This is a genomic window from Microcoleus sp. FACHB-SPT15 (genome assembly GCF_014849525.1).
In the GTDB taxonomy this organism is placed as follows: Bacteria; Cyanobacteriota; Cyanobacteriia; order Cyanobacteriales; family Coleofasciculaceae; genus Symplocastrum; species Symplocastrum torsivum.
Genome location: NZ_JACJNU010000051.1, coordinates 150,791 through 168,578 on the forward strand (window position 1 = coordinate 150,791; position 17,788 = coordinate 168,578).

The 17,788-nt window shown below is 47.1% G+C and carries 12 protein-coding genes; 3 read left to right on the forward strand and 9 right to left on the reverse strand.

Annotated elements, in window-relative coordinates; all coding sequences use genetic code 11:
* Positions 1-18: 18 nt before the first annotated feature.
* From H6F98_RS18615 to H6F98_RS18630, 4 genes are all read right to left on the reverse strand, one after another.
* Positions 19-3,024, reverse strand: coding sequence for a HAMP domain-containing methyl-accepting chemotaxis protein (locus H6F98_RS18615; RefSeq protein ID WP_192220187.1), 3,006 nt, complete (start codon positions 3,022-3,024; stop codon positions 19-21).
* Positions 3,025-3,120: 96 nt separating this feature from the next.
* Positions 3,121-3,651, reverse strand: a complete 531-nt coding sequence (locus H6F98_RS18620; protein ID WP_192220188.1) for a chemotaxis protein CheW — start codon at positions 3,649-3,651, stop codon at positions 3,121-3,123.
* A 30-nt stretch (positions 3,652-3,681) separates the two neighbouring features.
* Complete coding sequence (locus H6F98_RS18625; protein ID WP_192220189.1) at positions 3,682-4,047, reverse strand: response regulator transcription factor; 366 nt, start codon at positions 4,045-4,047, stop codon at positions 3,682-3,684.
* Positions 4,048-4,241: 194 nt separating this feature from the next.
* Positions 4,242-5,546, reverse strand: a complete 1,305-nt coding sequence (locus H6F98_RS18630) for a response regulator (RefSeq protein ID WP_192220190.1) — start codon at positions 5,544-5,546, stop codon at positions 4,242-4,244.
* Between the two features lie 975 nt (positions 5,547-6,521).
* On the opposite strand from H6F98_RS18630, the gene hmpF reads away from it, so the two are divergent.
* Entirely contained in the window at positions 6,522-8,285 is a 1,764-nt protein-coding gene (gene hmpF / locus H6F98_RS18635) for a pilus motility taxis protein HmpF (RefSeq protein WP_192220191.1), read from the forward strand.
* A 63-nt stretch (positions 8,286-8,348) separates the two neighbouring features.
* On the opposite strand, the gene tilS is transcribed toward hmpF, so the two are convergent.
* From tilS to H6F98_RS18655, 4 genes are all read right to left on the reverse strand, one after another.
* On the reverse strand, positions 8,349-9,386 hold the full coding sequence (gene tilS, locus H6F98_RS18640) for a tRNA lysidine(34) synthetase TilS (RefSeq protein ID WP_192220192.1): 1,038 nt from the start codon (positions 9,384-9,386) through the stop codon (positions 8,349-8,351).
* Between the two features lie 171 nt (positions 9,387-9,557).
* Complete coding sequence (locus H6F98_RS18645) at positions 9,558-10,697, reverse strand: KGK domain-containing protein (protein WP_192220193.1); 1,140 nt, start codon at positions 10,695-10,697, stop codon at positions 9,558-9,560.
* A gap of 119 nt (positions 10,698-10,816) precedes the next feature.
* Positions 10,817-11,893: a c-type cytochrome biogenesis protein CcsB gene (gene ccsB, locus H6F98_RS18650; protein WP_192220194.1), complete on the reverse strand. Its 1,077-nt coding sequence runs from the start codon at positions 11,891-11,893 to the stop codon at positions 10,817-10,819.
* Positions 11,894-11,950: 57 nt separating this feature from the next.
* Positions 11,951-13,822, reverse strand: coding sequence for a DUF3352 domain-containing protein (locus H6F98_RS18655; RefSeq protein WP_192220195.1), 1,872 nt, complete (start codon positions 13,820-13,822; stop codon positions 11,951-11,953).
* Positions 13,823-14,174: 352 nt separating this feature from the next.
* On the opposite strand from H6F98_RS18655, the gene H6F98_RS18660 reads away from it, so the two are divergent.
* Positions 14,175-15,902 carry a diflavin flavoprotein gene (locus H6F98_RS18660; RefSeq protein WP_192220196.1) on the forward strand — a complete coding sequence of 576 codons (1,728 nt, stop codon included), beginning with the start codon at positions 14,175-14,177 and terminating at the stop codon, positions 15,900-15,902.
* A 150-nt stretch (positions 15,903-16,052) separates the two neighbouring features.
* On the opposite strand, the gene H6F98_RS18665 is transcribed toward H6F98_RS18660, so the two are convergent.
* The gene (locus H6F98_RS18665; protein WP_192220197.1) at positions 16,053-16,289 is read right to left on the reverse strand and encodes a hypothetical protein; all 237 of its coding nucleotides are present in this window, start codon (positions 16,287-16,289) and stop codon (positions 16,053-16,055) included.
* A gap of 213 nt (positions 16,290-16,502) precedes the next feature.
* Between H6F98_RS18665 and H6F98_RS18670 the strand changes: the two genes are divergently transcribed.
* Positions 16,503-17,738, forward strand: coding sequence for an NACHT domain-containing NTPase (locus tag H6F98_RS18670; protein ID WP_192220198.1), 1,236 nt, complete (start codon positions 16,503-16,505; stop codon positions 17,736-17,738).
* Positions 17,739-17,788 lie beyond the last annotated feature (50 nt).

Here is a 17,788-nt window from a genome sequence, read left to right on the forward strand (position 1 = left end):
AACCAGCAACCAGTTGCTCTATTTCACATCATTGGATTCTACACGGAAGCGTTCAACCGAGGTTAGGAGGTCGCGTGCAACGCCGACTAAGTTACCTAAGGCTCCAGATACTCGCTGAGCTTCCTGGGAGGTTTCTTGAGCTGTGAGTTCCACCGATTGCATTACCTGGGCGACTGCGCGGGATGTTTCGGTCTGTTCTACGGTATCTGCAGTAATCGAACGAACCAAAGCGTCAATGCGATTGGATACTTGAATGATGTCTTCAAGCGATCGCTTTGCCTGTTCCGCCCGTTTCGTACCCTCAATAACCTGTTGGGTGCCTTCCTCCATTGCCGTCATCACTGAGCCAGTTTCACTCTGAATTTGCAACACAATTTGTTCAATTTCTTTCAGAGCCTTCGCCGCCCGATCCGCGAGCTGTCGCACCTCATCCGCAACAATTGCAAATCCTCGTCCCGCTTCCCCAGCCCTTGCCGCCTCAATACTGGCATTAAGCGCTAGTAAGTTAGTGCGGGAGGCGATCTGAGAAATTAATGCAACAATCTTGGAAATCTCTTGAGATGATTCTGCCAGTCGCTTGACTTTGCGGGTTGTTTCTGCTACCGTTTCGCGAATTTGTAAAATCCCTGCCACAGTGAGTTCTACCGCTTCACCGCCTTTCAACGCCGTTGCTGAGGCAGAACGAGCAACTTCCTCCGCTTCTCGTGCGCTCTCAGCCACCCGTTGAATCGAGTCAGTCATCACCTGAACCGAGTTGAGTGTCACCGCTAGCTCTTCTGCTTGCCGTAAGGCATCAGAAGACAAACTGCGGGCAAACGATTCACTATCAGTAGAACCCTTGGTAACCTGACGCGCTGCTTGTTTCACTTGTTGAACAATTTCCCGCAGGTTTTGAATCGTCAGGTTAAACGAGTCAGCCACTGCGCCCAAAACGTCAGCCGTCACTTCCGCTTGTACTGTCAAATCGCCTCGTGCAGCCCCTTCAACGTCATCCAGTAAGCGAATCACTTGGCGCTGCAAGTCTTCTTTTGCCTGTTCTTGCTCTTCTGCCTTCCGTTGCGCCTCACTCGTGGTTGTTAGGATTACCCGTGACATCTGATTGAAACCCGTTGCCAACTGACCAAATTCATCCTCCGAGTAAATTGTGGCGCTAGCATTAAGATTCCCCTGAGATACGGCATCAAATTGGGCTTGCAAGTCGTCAGTTGCCCGTTTAATTTGCCGAGTTGTGACGCGAGTTAGAAGCAAAGTCGTACCAAAGCTGGCAAGACCAGCAGCAAGAGTCGTCAACAATCCAGTCCTTTGCAAATGGTTAATCACTGGTCTAGATTGCTGTTCAGGCACTGTACTCTGTGCAGTCCAGCTCACAATGGCAACCACTACAGCCGAGACAACACCAGCAGCACAAGCTGTAATCCATTGCTTCTGACCCAGAGACGCATTTTCAAACGGAGCAAGCCAACCCTGCTCAACACTGACGACGGGTTCAATGTCGGTTTCTTTAGTTTGATTGAATATGGGGATTTGCTCTGTGGTGCTAGTGATGCTAAACATCTCTTCATCGCCAGCAGCCGCGTGATAGCCTTGACGGGAGGCTTCCTCATCACCATTGTCACTCAGCCTCATCCCAGCAGATGATCCCAGGACTGTCCCACTATTGCTTAACACATCAAAATCAGGCTCATCCCCGCTCCCTGACGGCATATCATCTTGCTCACCAAGAGAGAAATCAGGGATTGAGCCTAAATCATCATCAAATACATCAAACTCATCTAGAAAGCCTTCTCTTGCACCTTGACGGGATTCTCCTGATATAGGTTCGTCAGCTGATGCGGTAACATCGTCCAGGGCAAAGGAATCAGTGCCAAATGCTTCATCAAAGGTATCGAAGTCAAAATGGTCTTGAGAGCTGAACCCATTTTGGTCATAGGTCGAGTCAAAGGGCTGGTTATCCTGAAGATAGTCGTTTTCTTGCAACGATCCCAACGGTTCAGTACTATCGTCACTGACATAGTCAAGGTCTTCTCTAACAGAGGCTAACGTATCCTCAATCCCTCCTGATCCCATCAACAGTGTTTCATCCTCAAACACCGGATAGCTTGAGTTGTATCCCTCACGCATACCAGTATCGTCGTAGAGAGATGTCTCTAGTTCCTCATCCGATAAGTCACTCTCAAATGGAGCTTGTGGGTCAAATGGTTCAGAAAGAGTTTCATACCCTTCGGTTTCCTCAAACTCTCCTGCGGGAGGCATCACAAATGTCATCCCGGTATCCTCTGGAGAGGTGTCCGAAAAGTATTCGTCTCTATCGTTTAAATTGCTTGTGCCGAAAGCGTTGGCATCCAGGTCGAAGTCATTTGTGCCGATTTCAAATGTCTCAAACTCATCCTCTTCACCGCTTAAATCAGCTGTAAAGCTAAACGGATCGTCTTCTTGAAGACTGGCGAAGGCATCGTTATCGGTATTAGGTGTCTCGTCTACCCCATCATAGTCATCTACTGAACTACCAAATGGATTGCCGAAGGGTGTAGCCGACGTTGAAGAAAAGTCATCACTTTCCTCTCCATCAAAACCTAAACTCCTTAGATCAAAATCACCTTGTAAATCTTCGCCTGTATCGGGTTCTTGCCAGCTTTCAAACGTTGGTGTGTTGTTATCTAAATCATCAGTTTCACCAAGTTCGTTATAACTAGCATCGAAATCCTCGGTTTCTGTTGAGAGGCCAAAACCACCTGAATCTGAACCGTTATTAAATTGATTGGCGTATTCTAGACCATTATTCGCATAACTAATGAAATCGGGTTCAGAAGTCAGGTTTAGCACCTGCTCGTACTGTTCCCGTGCCACCTCATATTGCTGTAATCCATAGCAGTAGATATGACCTCGCAGTAAAAGCACACTTGGGTCATTCGGAAAATCTTGAACCAATCGATCTACAATTGCAGCGGCTTCTGGATATTTGCCCTGCATATAAGCTTTTTCTGCTTGTCCGTATTCCTGCGCGTAATCCGTACCTGATGCCATTTGCCTCCTCCCGCTTGTCGTTAGGAAAAAGTAATAAAAAGTAAAAAGCGAACCTTTTACCTTTTGCAATCTTTTTCCTATTACCTTAATTTAATTTCATGCTGCCCACCGCGCTGAGCGTAGAATTGCCACCTGATCTAGAAGTCGCAGAAACTGATTAGACTCTTGGTCTAACACCCATTCACCTCGCAAGAAAGGTGCCATGCTGTCTGGAACATTTGTCGGCATCTGCACCTGATCAATATCAAGCCAGTCCATGCCGACAATCCGATCGATCGCTAACCCAAGCATAGTATCCTGATCTTCGACAGCAATAATCGGTATTTCTGGTCTGTCTGTATTCAAAACGGCTGTATCCCCTAGAAACTGACCAAGATCCGAGACCCATATCACCCGCCCTCGAATATTTATCGTTCCCAGCAGTAGAGGAGAGGCATTAGGAATCGCGGTGATTCGATCCGGCTCTTTTGAGAGTACTTCTCTAATACCAGTAGCTGGCAGAGCAAATTCACCACCAGAAGGGACATAAAACCGCAGGTGAAGCTCCCCTTCAGGGCTTTCCAATTCCTGAAATTCTGGGGCTTGATCTTGACCCCTACCTGTTAAAAAGTCCGGATTACCAACCATTCCTTTAAATACCTAGATATAGCGATATCTTTATCCCCTAAGTAACTGTTTAACCGTTCCAATCAACTCCGTTGGTTGAAAGGGCTTGGCAATGTAAGCATCTGCACCTTGCTTCATACCCCAGTAGCGGTCAAATTCTTCACCTTTTGAAGAACACATAACTACTGGCACATGCTGGGTTTTGGGGTCAGCCTTAAGACGGCGGCATACCTCGTAACCATTCATTCGAGGCATGACGATATCTAATACCACCACATCAGGGCTAGAGCGCTGAATTTGCTCCAAGGCTTCGACGCCATCACTGGCGACAGTGACTGTCAACCCACTGCCTTTGAGGAGGTCTGAGATCATTTGTCGTTGTGCAAGGCTGTCTTCTACAACCAGAACTGTACTCATAACTCCCTACATGACTCACCAGTGATCGGGATTAAAGCGACTGCGACCTTGGGTCTCATTTTTAAACCGGGTAATGATTAAAGTATCCCTGATCATTACTTTAATCATTAAGCATATTTGCCAGATCTTGCGTTCCTGCCTTCTGCTTGAGATAACCACAAGTGAGAGTGTTACCAGGAGATGGCTGGGAAATTTTATACTGAGGCTGATTTAGTCATACCCGTTTCTTGACTCGCATCTAACGTATTAGTTACAGAAATTTCGTCTTGGTATCGTTCTAGATCACCTAGACCAATATATTTCTCTAGTAGCATCAATAGCTCACTCTCTCCAAATGGCTTGGTCAGGTAATCTGTTGACCCTACCATCCTGGCTCTAACCCGGTCAATAAAGCCATCTTTGCCTGTTAGCATAATAATCGGAGTTTGCCGAAAAGCTGTGGACTTTCGCAGCATTCCACAAATTTCGTATCCATCCAGTTCAGGCATCGCGAGGTCACACAGGATTAAGTCTGGTTTGATCTGGAAAACCAGTGTCAGAGCTTGCAGAGAGTTGACAATCGTTGTTACTTCATAGCCTTTGGCTTGCAAGATATACTCTACAGTCTTGCCGATCGCCATATCATCATCAATACAGACAACGCGAGGAACATGGGGGGTTGCCTCCCGTTTCCATTCCCGTCGGATTAATGGTGTCTCTTGGGCGGCTGATGCCAAGAGTTGAACCCATCCCCGTTGTAAATAAGGATAAATCGCCCTCGCTACTGTCAGAATGTCACGATTGAGATAGCGAGAAAGTTGGCGTAGAGAGGTTTTCCCATCTGCCCACTGAATCAACGTTCTAAACGCTTTTTCCGGCAAAGCTGCACGTAAATGAGCCTCGTCTGAAATCGTTGGGCACTGATTGGGAGACTGGATATGAGGATGAAACTGCTTCCACTCCTGTACCTGCTTCATAATCTTTGTGACTAGAGGGGCAATCTCTAATGTCGTCAGTTGCGGGGCAAGTGCTGGACTCACCTCAAAAATGAAATATCCGTTGTGTAGGCTAAGCAGGTCAAAAAGTGTTTCGCGCACCATGCTTTCGATGATGCTGCGTCCCTGTGCTGGTGTTAGAACACGCTTTTCCAGTAGTGCCCATAGATAGCCGTATTCTGGCGCATTGCTCGAAGCGATTGAGGGGAGTTCTAGCTCGTCGAGAGCTGTGGTGGCTTTGTAGCGACGCAAATAGTCACGCAGACGCGATAAACTCCCCTCGCTATCAGCCGCATAGGCAATTTGTCCATTGTGGAAGAAGACAAACCAAAATGGTCCAGCACTTTTGAGAGGCTTGGCTTCCTGATAGGGGCGAGTGAAGGCGAAGCCCTTACTGCTTGCCTCACTACTCGTATGACTAGCGTGAGGGCTATACGCTTCCACCAACAACTCGCCTGTTCGCTGACCTAGCTCAATCAGTTGCAGGATGCTGCGGATATCAATTTCATTTAACGTTCCCTGCATTTAACGAAAATGTGCTCCTAAAAACCTTTTGATTAATCTGAGAATCGTTCTGTTTATCTTCTTTAAGGATGCTTGTACATGGGGACTAATGAAAAGAGTTATTTACAGCTTTTGGAACTTTATGCCACTGCTACTACAAGAGGGAAGATACGTCTGAGTCCTCTAGTGAGAGATGTACTCATAGGTAAGCTGTGTCTTAAAGCCAACATTATTGCTCAATCATGACCATATGATCTAATTGCACTGAGTCTTCATGCCCCTGATACGAGACACTAGGGAGCAAGCTGAAGCTAAGTCTTGACCTCGCGAATTGCTTCCTTTAATGTTCAGCCACTCCAGAGCGACAAAGCTATTTTTCTATCGCTGTGATCAAACTGAGCAATGCTAAACTTGGCTTTAGAGTCAAGCAAAGGTTACCGAGTACTCTAGTTGAGACACTAAACACCGAAATTCCAATACATTTAGTCTAATTTAAGATTTGACGTTGCGGATAAAGCCCATTTTGTTCTGGCGTTGCTTTTCTCAATCATTGTTTTTTAGCTTTTTAAGCTAACAGCACGGAACTTTGCTTTATAAGTCGTGCATCGTAGGGATACTTTTTTCCTAAACTAAGGATGAACAGGTTAGGATGAACGGTATAGAGCCTATGCCAGGATAAGGGTATGGCTTTTGTTTTCTAAGGGATGCTCGTTATGGGATTACGCTGCCTCTATACAGGCTAGTTGCTGTAATTTAATAGAGCGCAGCCAAAGGAAACACACATATCCGTAAAAAACGTATAAATTTGTAATAAATTAACGTTATTTGTAATAACTGTACAGTCGTGGACGGAGAGTTGCTCAATAAAAATGAAATTGCTTTCTTGTTTTGGCAATGTGGTCTTCCTAAACTGGGTGTAAATAGACTAACTAATCTCTGGATAATTGTTGGTTTGGTCAAGAATTGGGCACAAGACAAGAAAAGAGGACCATCAGCGTGCTGTATTTAGCGGAAGTACAAAAGCAGAAAGGTGGAGTTTTTGGTGGCGGGAAAGCCGAACTCAAACTGCTGGCTTGTCAGCGGAATGATCAGAGTTGGACTGCTGTGACAGGGGACGAAGTAATTCCTGCTGACGAAGCCAACAACATGAACAGTGGCACTCTGGTAATTCTCAACCTGGGAGGGAATCGACAACTCCAGGGAGAAATTGAGCCAGCCGGGGGACGGTTGGTGACGATGCTGCAAAATTTCTCGCGGTTGCTGGAAAAATCAAAGAACCAGGAAGAAGAAATTGAACAGTGGAAGCAGTCTCTAACTTATCAAAGTCAAGAGCTGAATCGTCGTGAGATGGAGATGGAATCCCGGCTTGAACAGATGCAAGCGATGGAGGAAGACTTCGAGCGGCTAGAGCAACAACGACGAGAACTAGAGAGTGCTAATGAAGAAACATCAAGACTTAGAGAAGAGTTTGAACGCAGCCGCCAGGAGTTAGAGGGAGCGTGGGAACATCTGCGGGGTGAGCAGCGACGCTTGGAGGAGCAACAAGCAGAGGTGCAGTATTCTGCTGGCTTAGATGAGAACCAAGCTAGTGCGATTCAGGAATCGTTAGAGCGCCTTTCAGGAGCTGTTGCTCCGACAGAGTCAGTGCGGGAACACCTAAATCTTGCCTTTGAAGTGGTTAATAATCAGCAGTCAATGCTGGATACTTACTGGCAGCAGTTGGAGCAGCAACAAGCTGAAGCCTTTGGGCTACAAGCTGAGGTTGACCGCAAGGGCGAGGAAATCCAAAATCGCAAGCGGGATTTGCACGAAGCTCAGACCTCTCTTGATCAAGCTAAAGGAGAGTTGAAGGTACAGCGGAATGCGCTCCAGATCAAGCAGGAAGCAGCGCATATGCTGAGGCTCCAGCTACAGACCCAAAATGATTTACACCAAGAGCTTACTCGCTTAGCAACAAGTTCGGCTGATGTCAAGATTAGCCAGAAGATTGATCTTGAAGCTCTGGAAATGATGCCTCTGGGTCAACTTTCAGACATTGTACAGGGCTTGCAGCAGGATTTGGAGAAGGTCAAGCGGTTTGTTAACGACCAGGAGGAAGAACTTACATTCCAGCGCCAATCGGTTGAAGAAGTGCAAGAGAAGATTGGCGGTGCCAGCGAGTATGATCGCTTAACGCTGGAAACGGAGCTTGCGGAAGAGCAAGACCGCTATCAGATGCTTGATGAATCCCTGGTGGGTTCACGCCGTAACTTACGAGAGCGAGAAGAGATTCTCAATCAGCACATGCGAGTGTTGCGGCGTCGCCAAGGTGTGGCTGAAAGTAATAGCCCAGATAACCAGAAAATTGACTTAGGGCCAGTTTTGAGCCAGCTAGAGGCACAACGGCAACAACAGGAAGAGGAACTGCGAAAACTGGAAAGTCAGATCGAGCAGATGCGGATTACTATCAGCCAAGCTGAAGGAATGATTCGTCATCAATCTGGCGAACAGGAGTCAACATTGGCTCAGCTAGAAAGTTTGGAGCAGGACTGGCAGTTAATAAAGGAATCGGCGGCTCAACTGTTCGGTCGGGTGAGTCTTTATCAGGAGACACTACAACCGAGGCAGGATGGTCTTAATGAAATCCGGCAGAGGTTAGAAGCGATCGCAGACGCTCTCAATCAAATTCAGGAAACAGGTGACTATCAACTTCAAGCGATCGCCGAAATGCGGCAAACCATCAATAGCTTGTTACTCTCACCTGAGTTCGTAGCGTCTTGATTAGTTGTTGGTTGTTGGTTGTTAGTTGGAGAGTTGGCAAGTAATGCTCAAATACTCTCTAAACTACTTTTGGGATTGCTGAAAGGTAATCCAATTGTCTTCTACAACGCCTGTTGCACCTGTAGGGAACGATGAGGTGCGAGAACGGTTTGGGGCGGTGATTAAAGCGGTCATTTCTTCGATTTGCTCAAAGGTGGGAGCCGCTTGTTGGACGAGAGTGAGAAACTGCCGGATAACACGTCGTTGTAGGGCAAGGGAGGCATGACGCAAGACTAGGCGGTTTAGCCGAGGGGGAGTACAGCCATTGTCTACACCTCCTCGGTTAGTGCCTTCTTCTTCCCCGTCAACAGCGCTCATGGCTTGCTCTCGTAGCTGATGGGCGGCAGTTTCGAGATATTCAACATCCGCTCGGAGCAGTTCAGCGGTTTGGGCTAAAGCTGTTTCAACCTGTGGATTGAAGTGGGTTTGTAAATAGGGCAGTAGCTCTTGCCGAATGCGCGTCCGAGCAAATTTCAGGTCTTGATTGTAGGCATCTTCCCAAATTGGTAGATGCTGCTGTTGGCAGAACTGGAATGTCTGTGTGCGGGTGATTTCCAAAAGGGGACGTACTAGCTGTAGTCCTTCAGCAAGTGGACGTTTCCAAGTCAGGGATTGTAAGCCATCCGCACCTGCACCACGGATTAGATTGTAGAGGACAGTTTCTGCGCGATCGCTTTTTGTGTGACCTGTAACAACGTTCTGGTAGCCGTGAGCTTGAGCAACCTCAATTAGGGCTTGATAGCGCCACTGCCGTGCTGCGGCCTCACTTGTAGTCACCTCTGGAGCGGTTTGGAGATAAAAGGGAAGCACCCAAGTGTCAGCAACGTGCTGAACATGAGCAGCAATTCCGTCATCGGCTAGCCAACGGTGATCACAATGGGCGATCGCAATTTCCCATCCCCATTTTGGTTGCAAATCCAGTAGCAGCTTCATTAGGCACAGAGAATCTTGCCCCCCGGATACCGCCACTAAAACCGACTGGTGCTGCGGCAGCAGTTGCCGTTGCCGCAGCGTTTGATGTAACTGGGCATGGAGAGGTGTCCAGTTGGGACGATTAGACATTGTTGAACAAGAAGCGACTAATTGATAGGGTGGGGAGAATGGTCTGAAAGTCAAGACTTTGCAAAGCATCCGCCATATCTAGAACCTGTGCGTAAGTCCTGCTCCTGAACTCCTGAACTCCTGAACTTCTGCGTTCTTCTTGTTCAATATGCCATTTAAATGCACATCAGCTTACTGATTGTTCTGCCAACTCGCCTGATTCATGTCTTGCCAAACATCATCCAGTAATGAATCAGTTCCGTTGTCGTCTGACTCATTGCTCAAGGAAAAGTCACCGAACTCAAACTCATCATCACTACCAGCAGAGGTTTCACCAAAATCTAGGTCATCTAGGTCATTATTGCTGTTTACAGAGAATTCAGCAGTGCTAGCAGAGGTTTCACCAAAGTCTAGGTCATCTAGGTCATTGTTGCTATTTACAGGCATTTCGCCAAAATCAATGTCATCATCGCCGCCTAGATCCATTGATCCCAAATCTAGCAACTCGTCGTCACTTGCCACGGGTGGCTCTACAAGATCCAACTCTTGCTCAATACTCTCAGATATCTCTCCTAGATCAAACTCGTCGTCTAGGCTAGTGGACATCTGGGCAATAGCAAGTTCGTCTTCAGGGCTGAACGTTGAGACTTCTATTACCGTCTCGGAGAAACTGACGCTCGGAGCTTCATCACCTGTATCTGGTATCTCTAGGTCAAACTCAGGCTCCATGCTTGTTGGTGGGGCAACTTGGTCTAGCTCCTCCATAACAAGCTCCTCCATAACAAGTGGAGATTCTTCTATATCCAGTTCTAGGTCATCAATCGTGTTGACAGGTGGCATTACTAGGATGACCTCCTCTTGCACGATGATGGGAGGTGCCACTTCCAGATCTAGTTCAGCCACTGGACTAGGATCGGGCGGTGTCAGGTTTAGCCCTTCTTCCATAGTGAAGGCAGGCTCTCCCAGATCGACTCCCAAGTCTAGGTCATCCTCGCTATCTACTGGTGCTGCTGTAGAGGACTCATAGTCAAGGTTTGCTGAGATATCTTGCTGGTCATCCTCAAAGTCTTGTGGGCAAAATTCAAGGTTGATTCTTACCTTGCCTTTTTGCCAGCCGTTTGCCGTAAACCTTAAGACTTCGCAGGGAATACCATCTTCACTAAACCAGGCATTTTTTTGCTCACTCCAGCCACTGATGCCATATTCAAGCTGCATCCTGATGGCTTCTGAAATTTCGCCAACTCTGAACGTGCGGTGCCCAATCAAAAATTGAGCCGATTCATCAACGGATAGAACTTCGCCAGTAACAAGTGGCTCGAATCGATTATCCACGCCGATTTTCCCCGAATAACTTTATCTGTTTTTTTTTGCAAGTCGTAGTCAGTTTGGGTTAACAGCTGGCATCTGTAGGCAAATGTGCTTTCGATTCGCTGTCCAGAGGACGTAAACGCTTAGAAGAACCAGCCGTAGGAATGTAATCCTTTACCCAGCAGATTCACACCAAGATAGCAAATCCAGACGACTACAAACCCTGTTGCTGCTAAAATTGCTGGTCGCCTTCCTTGCCAGCCACGGGTAATACGGGCGTGAAGGTAGGCAGCAAAAACCAGCCAAGTAATCAATGCCCAAGTTTCTTTTGGGTCCCAACTCCAGTAGGAACCCCAAGCCTCATTTGCCCAAACAGCACCTGCAATAATCCCGATTGTAAGCAGGGGAAATCCCAGCCCAATAACGCGATAGCTAATATTGTCGAGAGTATCAGCAAGGCTGAGGCGTTGTGGAGAGAGAATTGGTATCGCTCCTAATACAGATGAGGCAGGAGTTGTAACGAGGTTCAGAACGGCTGTATTTCCAGCACCGTTGTTCTGGGCAACACTTCCAATAGCTGTGGACGTATTAGAAGTGGGTTGTGGCTGAGGTTTTTGGTTATCGCCATTGCGTTGCAGTCGGTAGGAGGGCTGAGCCGTGGCATCATCTTTGCTACGATATCCACCCGTGCCAACGGAACTACCACGTAGCTCGATATTTTGTCCACGAGTGACGACTAAAAAAGCGATCGCCAAAAGTGAACCCACCATCAGCGCGGCATAACTGAGCATCATGACGCTGACGTGCATCATCAACCAATTGGATTTTAAGGCAGGTACCAACGGTTCCGAGTGCTGCATTTCGGATGGCAGTGTCAGCGCGGCAAACGCTGTAATTGCCATAGCGACAGGGGCTGTAGCAACGCCTACCAAGCGGCTACGGCTCATGTTTTCGGCGATGAGATGAACGGTTGTAATCCCCCAGGTAAGGAAAAAGAGGGATTCATAGAGGTTACTCAAGGGAAAGTACCCTGCCTCTAGCCATCTTGCTCCGAGCAAAGCGGCAATACATAGATTAGCGATCGCCATGCCCGCTGTTGATAAAGCTGATAGATAAGGAATGCTCCCAAAAGCCGCTCCTACCCAGTACATCAACATTGTCACGAAGAGGACGAAGAAGGAAATATTGTCCAATCCGTTCTGGAGTGCAACCAGATCCATAAAGTATTCCCTCTAACCAATTATTTAAGTCTAAATTCTTGCAGCGCTAATCTTATCCTATCGGTTCCGGTTACGCTCAAGGTCAATTGAAGAAGAGGCTGAAGGAGTAGGCGATGCCGAAGGAGTAGGTGATGCCGTGGGAGTAGGTGATGCCGAAGGAGTAGGTGATGCCGTGGGAGTAGGTGATGCCGAAGGAGCAGGTGATGTCGTGGGAGTAGAGGGCGTTGGTTTAGTAGCTTTTTGTAACTGAACGAACAGATCAAAGCGGTTGCTGCGTTCATCGCTAATGGCGGTGGTGACACCAATGGCACGAACGGCTTTCGCTAGCCGTTTCTGATCTGGAGAAAGCAGTTGTGGCAGATTCAGATTACTGCTGTTGATTGTGTCTTCAACATCTAGGAAAAACTGACCATTACTGGGATTAGGCTTGGTAGGCACTGATTCTTGGAACAGAGGGTTTTGGATTAATGTGGCTTGGGGTTGGGGAACAATCGCACTAACAATCGGTGCCCCTAGGGTGAGGAAAACCACGTTACCCTCTAACCAACCGTGAGTAGCACTTACACCTCCCAAGGGGGATGCCCAACTAACAAGAGGTTGACGCCCTAGTTTAGTTTCCTCGACGATGAACTGATAGCGAGTCGCCATCACTTCGTCGAGCTGCTTGAGGGATTTTTCCGCGAGTTTGCGATCGCTAGCCTGGATCATGAAGACTACACCTGCGCCTAACTGGCTAGACTGCTGGTTTTCTGGAAGCGCTAAAGCATTTCGAGAGGCAGGAATGAGGGCTATTGAAAACTCGCCTCCCATCCACGGCAGTAAATCTTTCTCTAAATCTAAACCTAAAGTCGCTTGCAAACCCGCAGTGATATTGACAGGTGGAATTGGGGTTAGAGGATTCGATTCAGCTCCTTGGGCATAATCCTGCCAGAACTGCGCTAAGTTGCCCCCAGAGAGCATGAACCACGTCTCCTCTGGCAAACGCCTGGGTAAGCGGCTAGTGTTGTTTTGAACAGCATTTTTTTGAGAGCTGTTGGGCTTGAGCCAAGAAATGCCTTGAAAGTGCATTCCTTCTCGCTCTAACATTACCGTTGCCGCGATTCCCTGCCATTGTTGACTAGCTGCAAGATTTTCATTTTGTGATCGCAAAGCGCCATTGGGGAGTCCTGCTCGTGTTGAATTAGCAGCCGCGATCGCTGAAAACGTCGGTATATTCAAATACACTTGAGCAAAAGGCTCACTTGCCCCAATCTTACTCAATTCCTTGACATACCCAGGTGTTGCTGCAACCGATGCTGCCCCCTTGTAAGTGTCAATCACACGCTCCGTTGTTTTGGGATTGTTCGTAACAACCAAAAAACGTCCTAGCACAGTCGTCGATAATTCGCGAGAGTTGCCTTTTTGGGTTTCTCGAATCCGAATACCCTCATAACTTCGTTCAACAAACTGATTGGCTTTCTGGGAGTTGGCTTTTTCTAGCAACTCTTTAGCTTGATCTGGGTTCTCAATTGGCAGCACAATGATGTCCGGCAGCAATGAACGCCCACTTGGAGGCTCCTGTCCTGTGTCTGTTGGTAGTGCAACAGACGATAGATAGGCTATTATCGCCGTCTCACCCAACCACGGCTGGATATCTTTCTCATAGTTGTAGCCGTTGGTGGTTAGAAGTTCGTCCCGTAGCTGGGTAAGTTGTTTTTCTAATGCCGCTTTAGTTTCTGCTGTCCCGTACTCACTCAATTGCTCCCATTGTTCAGAATCCGTAGAGATTGATGCTGTTAATAAGGCATCTTGAGGAATGAGTTGGGCAGGGGCATTCACTTGAGAAAGATTCCGCTGCACCAGTAGCCAGTAAGCGGTTGCTCCCCCGCCAATTAGTAAGATAGTTGCCCCTAAAGCTGGCAGCAGGAAGGGTTTATTTTTCGTAAGCATAAGCTTTAGTCTGTCCGTTGTCAGTGGTACGAGGATTTATAACAGTTCTCAATTAAAGGCAGTGGACATCTCCAAAAAAGAGTCTGAAAACCTTTTTTTGTTTGAGCTGAAATCTAATTTCTTTTGTCGGCAAAGTTGGACGAAAAGTCGGTTTTGGCTCGGCGGCTACTCACACCCCAGCTTCTAGATATTCTGTGAGGATGAGGAGGCGTTAGCAAAGCGGCTCCTTTGGAGAATCGCCGCACCACTTCCAGGCATTATAAAATCCTGAACTTATTCATAAGATAATTCTAACCAAAAATGAAATAACAATATGTAAGCTTAATGAGTGTAAATCACGAGGAGGTGACCGATGGTAGCTGTTGCAGAAAAAATTCAACGCCGACTGACGATGCAGACTGTCGAAATTGCACCTGGGACAACGGCAATTCGCTCTTTGGACTGGGATCGCGATCGCTTCGACATTGAATTCGGGCTGCAAAATGGCACCACCTACAACTCATTCTTGATTCAAGGGGAACAAACCGCTTTAGTAGATACCTCTCACGAGAAGTTTCGCCAACTTTATCTGGACACCGTAACAGAACTGATTGACCCCAATCAACTAAATTACCTAATTGTTAGCCATACCGAACCCGATCACAGTGGATTGGTCAAAGATATCCTGGCACTCGCTCCCCAAGTCACTGTTGTTGGTTCAAAAGTCGCCATTCAGTTCCTTGAAAATTGGCTGCATCAGCCGTTTCAGTCGCGGATTGTGAAAAATGGCGATCGCTTAGATTTGGGCAACGGACACACGCTGGAATTCGTCATTGCCCCCAATCTACACTGGCCCGATACCATCTTCACCTTTGATGCCAAAACGCAGACTCTCTATACCTGCGATGCGTTTGGGATGCATTATTGCGATGACCACACCTTTGATGAAGATTTAGAGCTAATTGAAGAGGATTACAAATATTACTACGACTGTTTGATGGGGCCGAATGCTCGCTCAGTGCTGTCTGCGCTGAAGCGGATGAAAGAGTTGCCGGAGATTGAAATTATTGCTACGGGTCACGGCCCCCTACTTCATCACAATGTAACCGAACTGGTAGGTCGCTACCGTCAGTGGAGTCAGGAGCAAGCGAAGGCAGAAACAACGGTTGCTGTATTTTACCTGTCTGATTACGGATTTAGCGATCGCTTGAGTCAAGCGATCGCTCACGGCATCATTAAGACGGGTGTGGCGGTGGAAATGATGGATTTGCGATCGGCTGACCCTCAAGAGGTGAAAGAACTGGTAAGCATTGCTTCTGGGTTGGTTATTGCTACGCCACCGACTACAGGAGACGCAGCAACTACAACTCAAACAGCGATCGGCACCATCTTAGCGGCAACCAATGCCAAGCAGTCGTTCGGTGTATTTGAGTCTGGGGCTGAGGATAGCGAATCCGCTTATCAGCTAGTCAACAAATTCCGAGATTTAGGTCTGAACCCTGCTTTTCCTCCGATTCTGGTCAAGGAGGCACCACACGAAGAAACCTATCATTTATGTGAAGAAGCAGGAACAGACTTGGGGCAGTGGTTGACTCGCGATCGCACGATCAAGCAAATCAAAGCCTTAGATTCCGACCTAGAAAAAGCCTTGGGAAGACTCAGCAATGGGCTGTACGTTCTCACGACCAAGAAGGGCAATGTCAGCAGTGCCATGTTTGCCTCTTGGGTGGCGCAAGCTAGTTTCAAACCTTTGGGGATAAGCGTTGCTGTAGCGAAAGACCGTGCTATTGAGTCGTTGCTGCATGTAGGCGATCGCTTTGTTCTGAACGTACTCGAAGAAGGCAATTACCAGGGACTGATGAAGCACTTCCTCAAGCGCTTCCCTCCTGGTAGCGATCGCTTCGCAGGGGTTAAGACGTACCCAGCAACTAATGGTTCTCCTATCCTGGGAGACGCCCTTGCTTACATGGAGTGCGAAGTCAAAAGCCGCATGGATTGTGGCGACCACTGGACGATCTACGCCACTGTTTCGGTGGGTCGCGTTTCTAAACCCGATGCTCTGACGGCTGTACACCATCGTAAAGTCGGGAATCATTATTAGGGACTTTCAGAAAAAAAGTTACCTCTATTTCGTAGGGACATGGCAATGCCGTGTCCTTATAGCTGTTGTGTAGGATAGTTCAGATCTTGCAGCATTTTCGAGTTCGCTAACCTAACCCGCCCAGAGTTTAAACCCCAGGCGGGTGAGTGACTACTGCTCTGGCTTGTCTTGAAGTTGCTTCAAGATTTGGAAGCAGAGTTTGAGTAGAAAAATGAGAAATCCAGCTTCAGGGTTCAGCCAAGTTGCAAAGTTGACGACGGCAAACTCGACAACTTTCAGCCACTTCCGAGTCTTTCTAGATTTAGCTGTAGAGTTATCGGGTTGAGTTGGTTGCGATCGCTTTTGATTCTGTTCTGAAGCTGGCTGTTTTGGTGTGAGAGTTTTCATGAAATTTTGCTCCTAGTGAACTTCCAACAGCATGACAGGCAAAGCCTGAAGCCCTCTTAGAGCAAGGATTTGAACTGATTTGAGTTGTGATTTGAGTTTAGTGTTGAGTAAGTAGAATGTGATTTGAGTTCGTTTGAATTCATACCAAAACCGAATTCAAAAGAGCCTTAAGGAAAATTTAATGTTTCGTCAGTTTTGGGTTTTAAGCGGGATATGAGAGTTCGGGCGTCTAAACAAGCGATTCGGAAAGCAAAGGAAGCTCTCAGCCGCAAGGGATGGAACGATACAAAACGGCTGGAGATAGCGAAGTCATGTAACCAAAAATTACACAGTCAGCAGCGCTCCAATTTTTTCAATGGCAAAGTTGTTGAAGATTCCACTGCTTACAAAATAGGATTCTTACTCGATTTGACCTGGGAAGATGGAGACCTTGAACCTGAAGTAGGTAAGAAGAAGCAGGACAAAGGTTCTGATATTGATGAATTGGTGCAGGAGGTGCGATCGCTCTATCACGACAAAATTGAATATGACTGCGGTCAAATGCAGTTGCTCAATAGACAGGCTCCTATCGACGACCTCTACGCTGATGTCTACGTTCTGGAAGACATTGCGAAGCTACGCTCCCTTAATATCACTGAGCGAATCCAAGGCTTTGACCCCAGTGCTGATAACCCTAACAGCTTTTACTTGGGTCAAGTGCGTGGTGAACGAGTCTCAGGATTAAAGGTGGTTACAGATGGGTGCAAAGTGATGTGCTTGGGCGCACCTGGTTCAGGCAAAACAAGCTATCTTTACTATGTAGCAATTCAATGTAACAAAGGTGAGCTACAAGCCAACCGAGTGCCAATTTTTATCAGGCTGATTGACTTTACTGACACCATCAAAAATCAGCCAGAATTAAGCCTATTAAACTACATCGAGAATCTATTTCATACAGAGGGAGTTGAGCAACCACAGGCAATTGAAACAATAATCACTCAGGGCAGAGCGTTGATACTGCTCGATGGCTTGGATGAAGTGCCAAAAGATTTTAGCAAGTTAGTCCTGAGTCGTATTCGTGAGTTTTGCAAGTATCGCAAGAACTCGATAATTATCACCTGTCGGACTAATGCCTTAGACTACAACTTCAGTGATTTAAAATTTACACAAGTCATAGTGGCAGATTTTGAACAACCGCAAATTGAGATATTCGCTAACAAGTGGTTCGTGACGGTTGCCAAGAGCAATAAGGAAGCAGGGGAAGCCAGAGCAACGCAATTCCTTGAAAAGTTAAGATCACGAGAATATAACCGTATTCGTGACTTAGCTGTAACACCCATTTTACTCAATCTTATCTGCTTGGTTTTTGACAATGATACAGGTGATTTTCCTGAAAACAGAGCCAAGCTTTATCAGCGAGGGATAAATATCCTGCTGAAAGAATGGGATGCCCAGAAATGGGACATATAGAGAGGTATTGAAGGGGATGAAGTTTATCAAAATCTGGGATTAGAAGGCAG

Excerpts from the sequence above, each read along its gene's own strand:
- H6F98_RS18625 (WP_192220189.1), bottom strand. The coding sequence starts at position 4,047 with ATGAGTACAGTTCTGGTTGTAGAAGACAGCCTTGCACAACGACAAATG.
- H6F98_RS18655 (WP_192220195.1), bottom strand. The coding sequence starts at position 13,822 with ATGCTTACGAAAAATAAACCCTTCCTGCTGCCAGCTTTAGGGGCAACT.
- H6F98_RS18615 (WP_192220187.1), bottom strand. The coding sequence starts at position 3,024 with ATGGCATCAGGTACGGATTACGCGCAGGAATACGGACAAGCAGAAAAA.
- H6F98_RS18660 (WP_192220196.1), top strand. The coding sequence starts at position 14,175 with ATGGTAGCTGTTGCAGAAAAAATTCAACGCCGACTGACGATGCAGACT.
- ccsB (WP_192220194.1), bottom strand. The coding sequence starts at position 11,893 with ATGGATCTGGTTGCACTCCAGAACGGATTGGACAATATTTCCTTCTTC.
- tilS (WP_192220192.1), bottom strand. The coding sequence starts at position 9,386 with ATGTCTAATCGTCCCAACTGGACACCTCTCCATGCCCAGTTACATCAA.
- H6F98_RS18620 (WP_192220188.1), bottom strand. The coding sequence starts at position 3,651 with ATGGTTGGTAATCCGGACTTTTTAACAGGTAGGGGTCAAGATCAAGCC.
- H6F98_RS18670 (WP_192220198.1), top strand. The coding sequence starts at position 16,503 with ATGAGAGTTCGGGCGTCTAAACAAGCGATTCGGAAAGCAAAGGAAGCT.
- H6F98_RS18630 (WP_192220190.1), bottom strand. The coding sequence starts at position 5,546 with ATGCAGGGAACGTTAAATGAAATTGATATCCGCAGCATCCTGCAACTG.
- H6F98_RS18665 (WP_192220197.1), bottom strand. The coding sequence starts at position 16,289 with ATGAAAACTCTCACACCAAAACAGCCAGCTTCAGAACAGAATCAAAAG.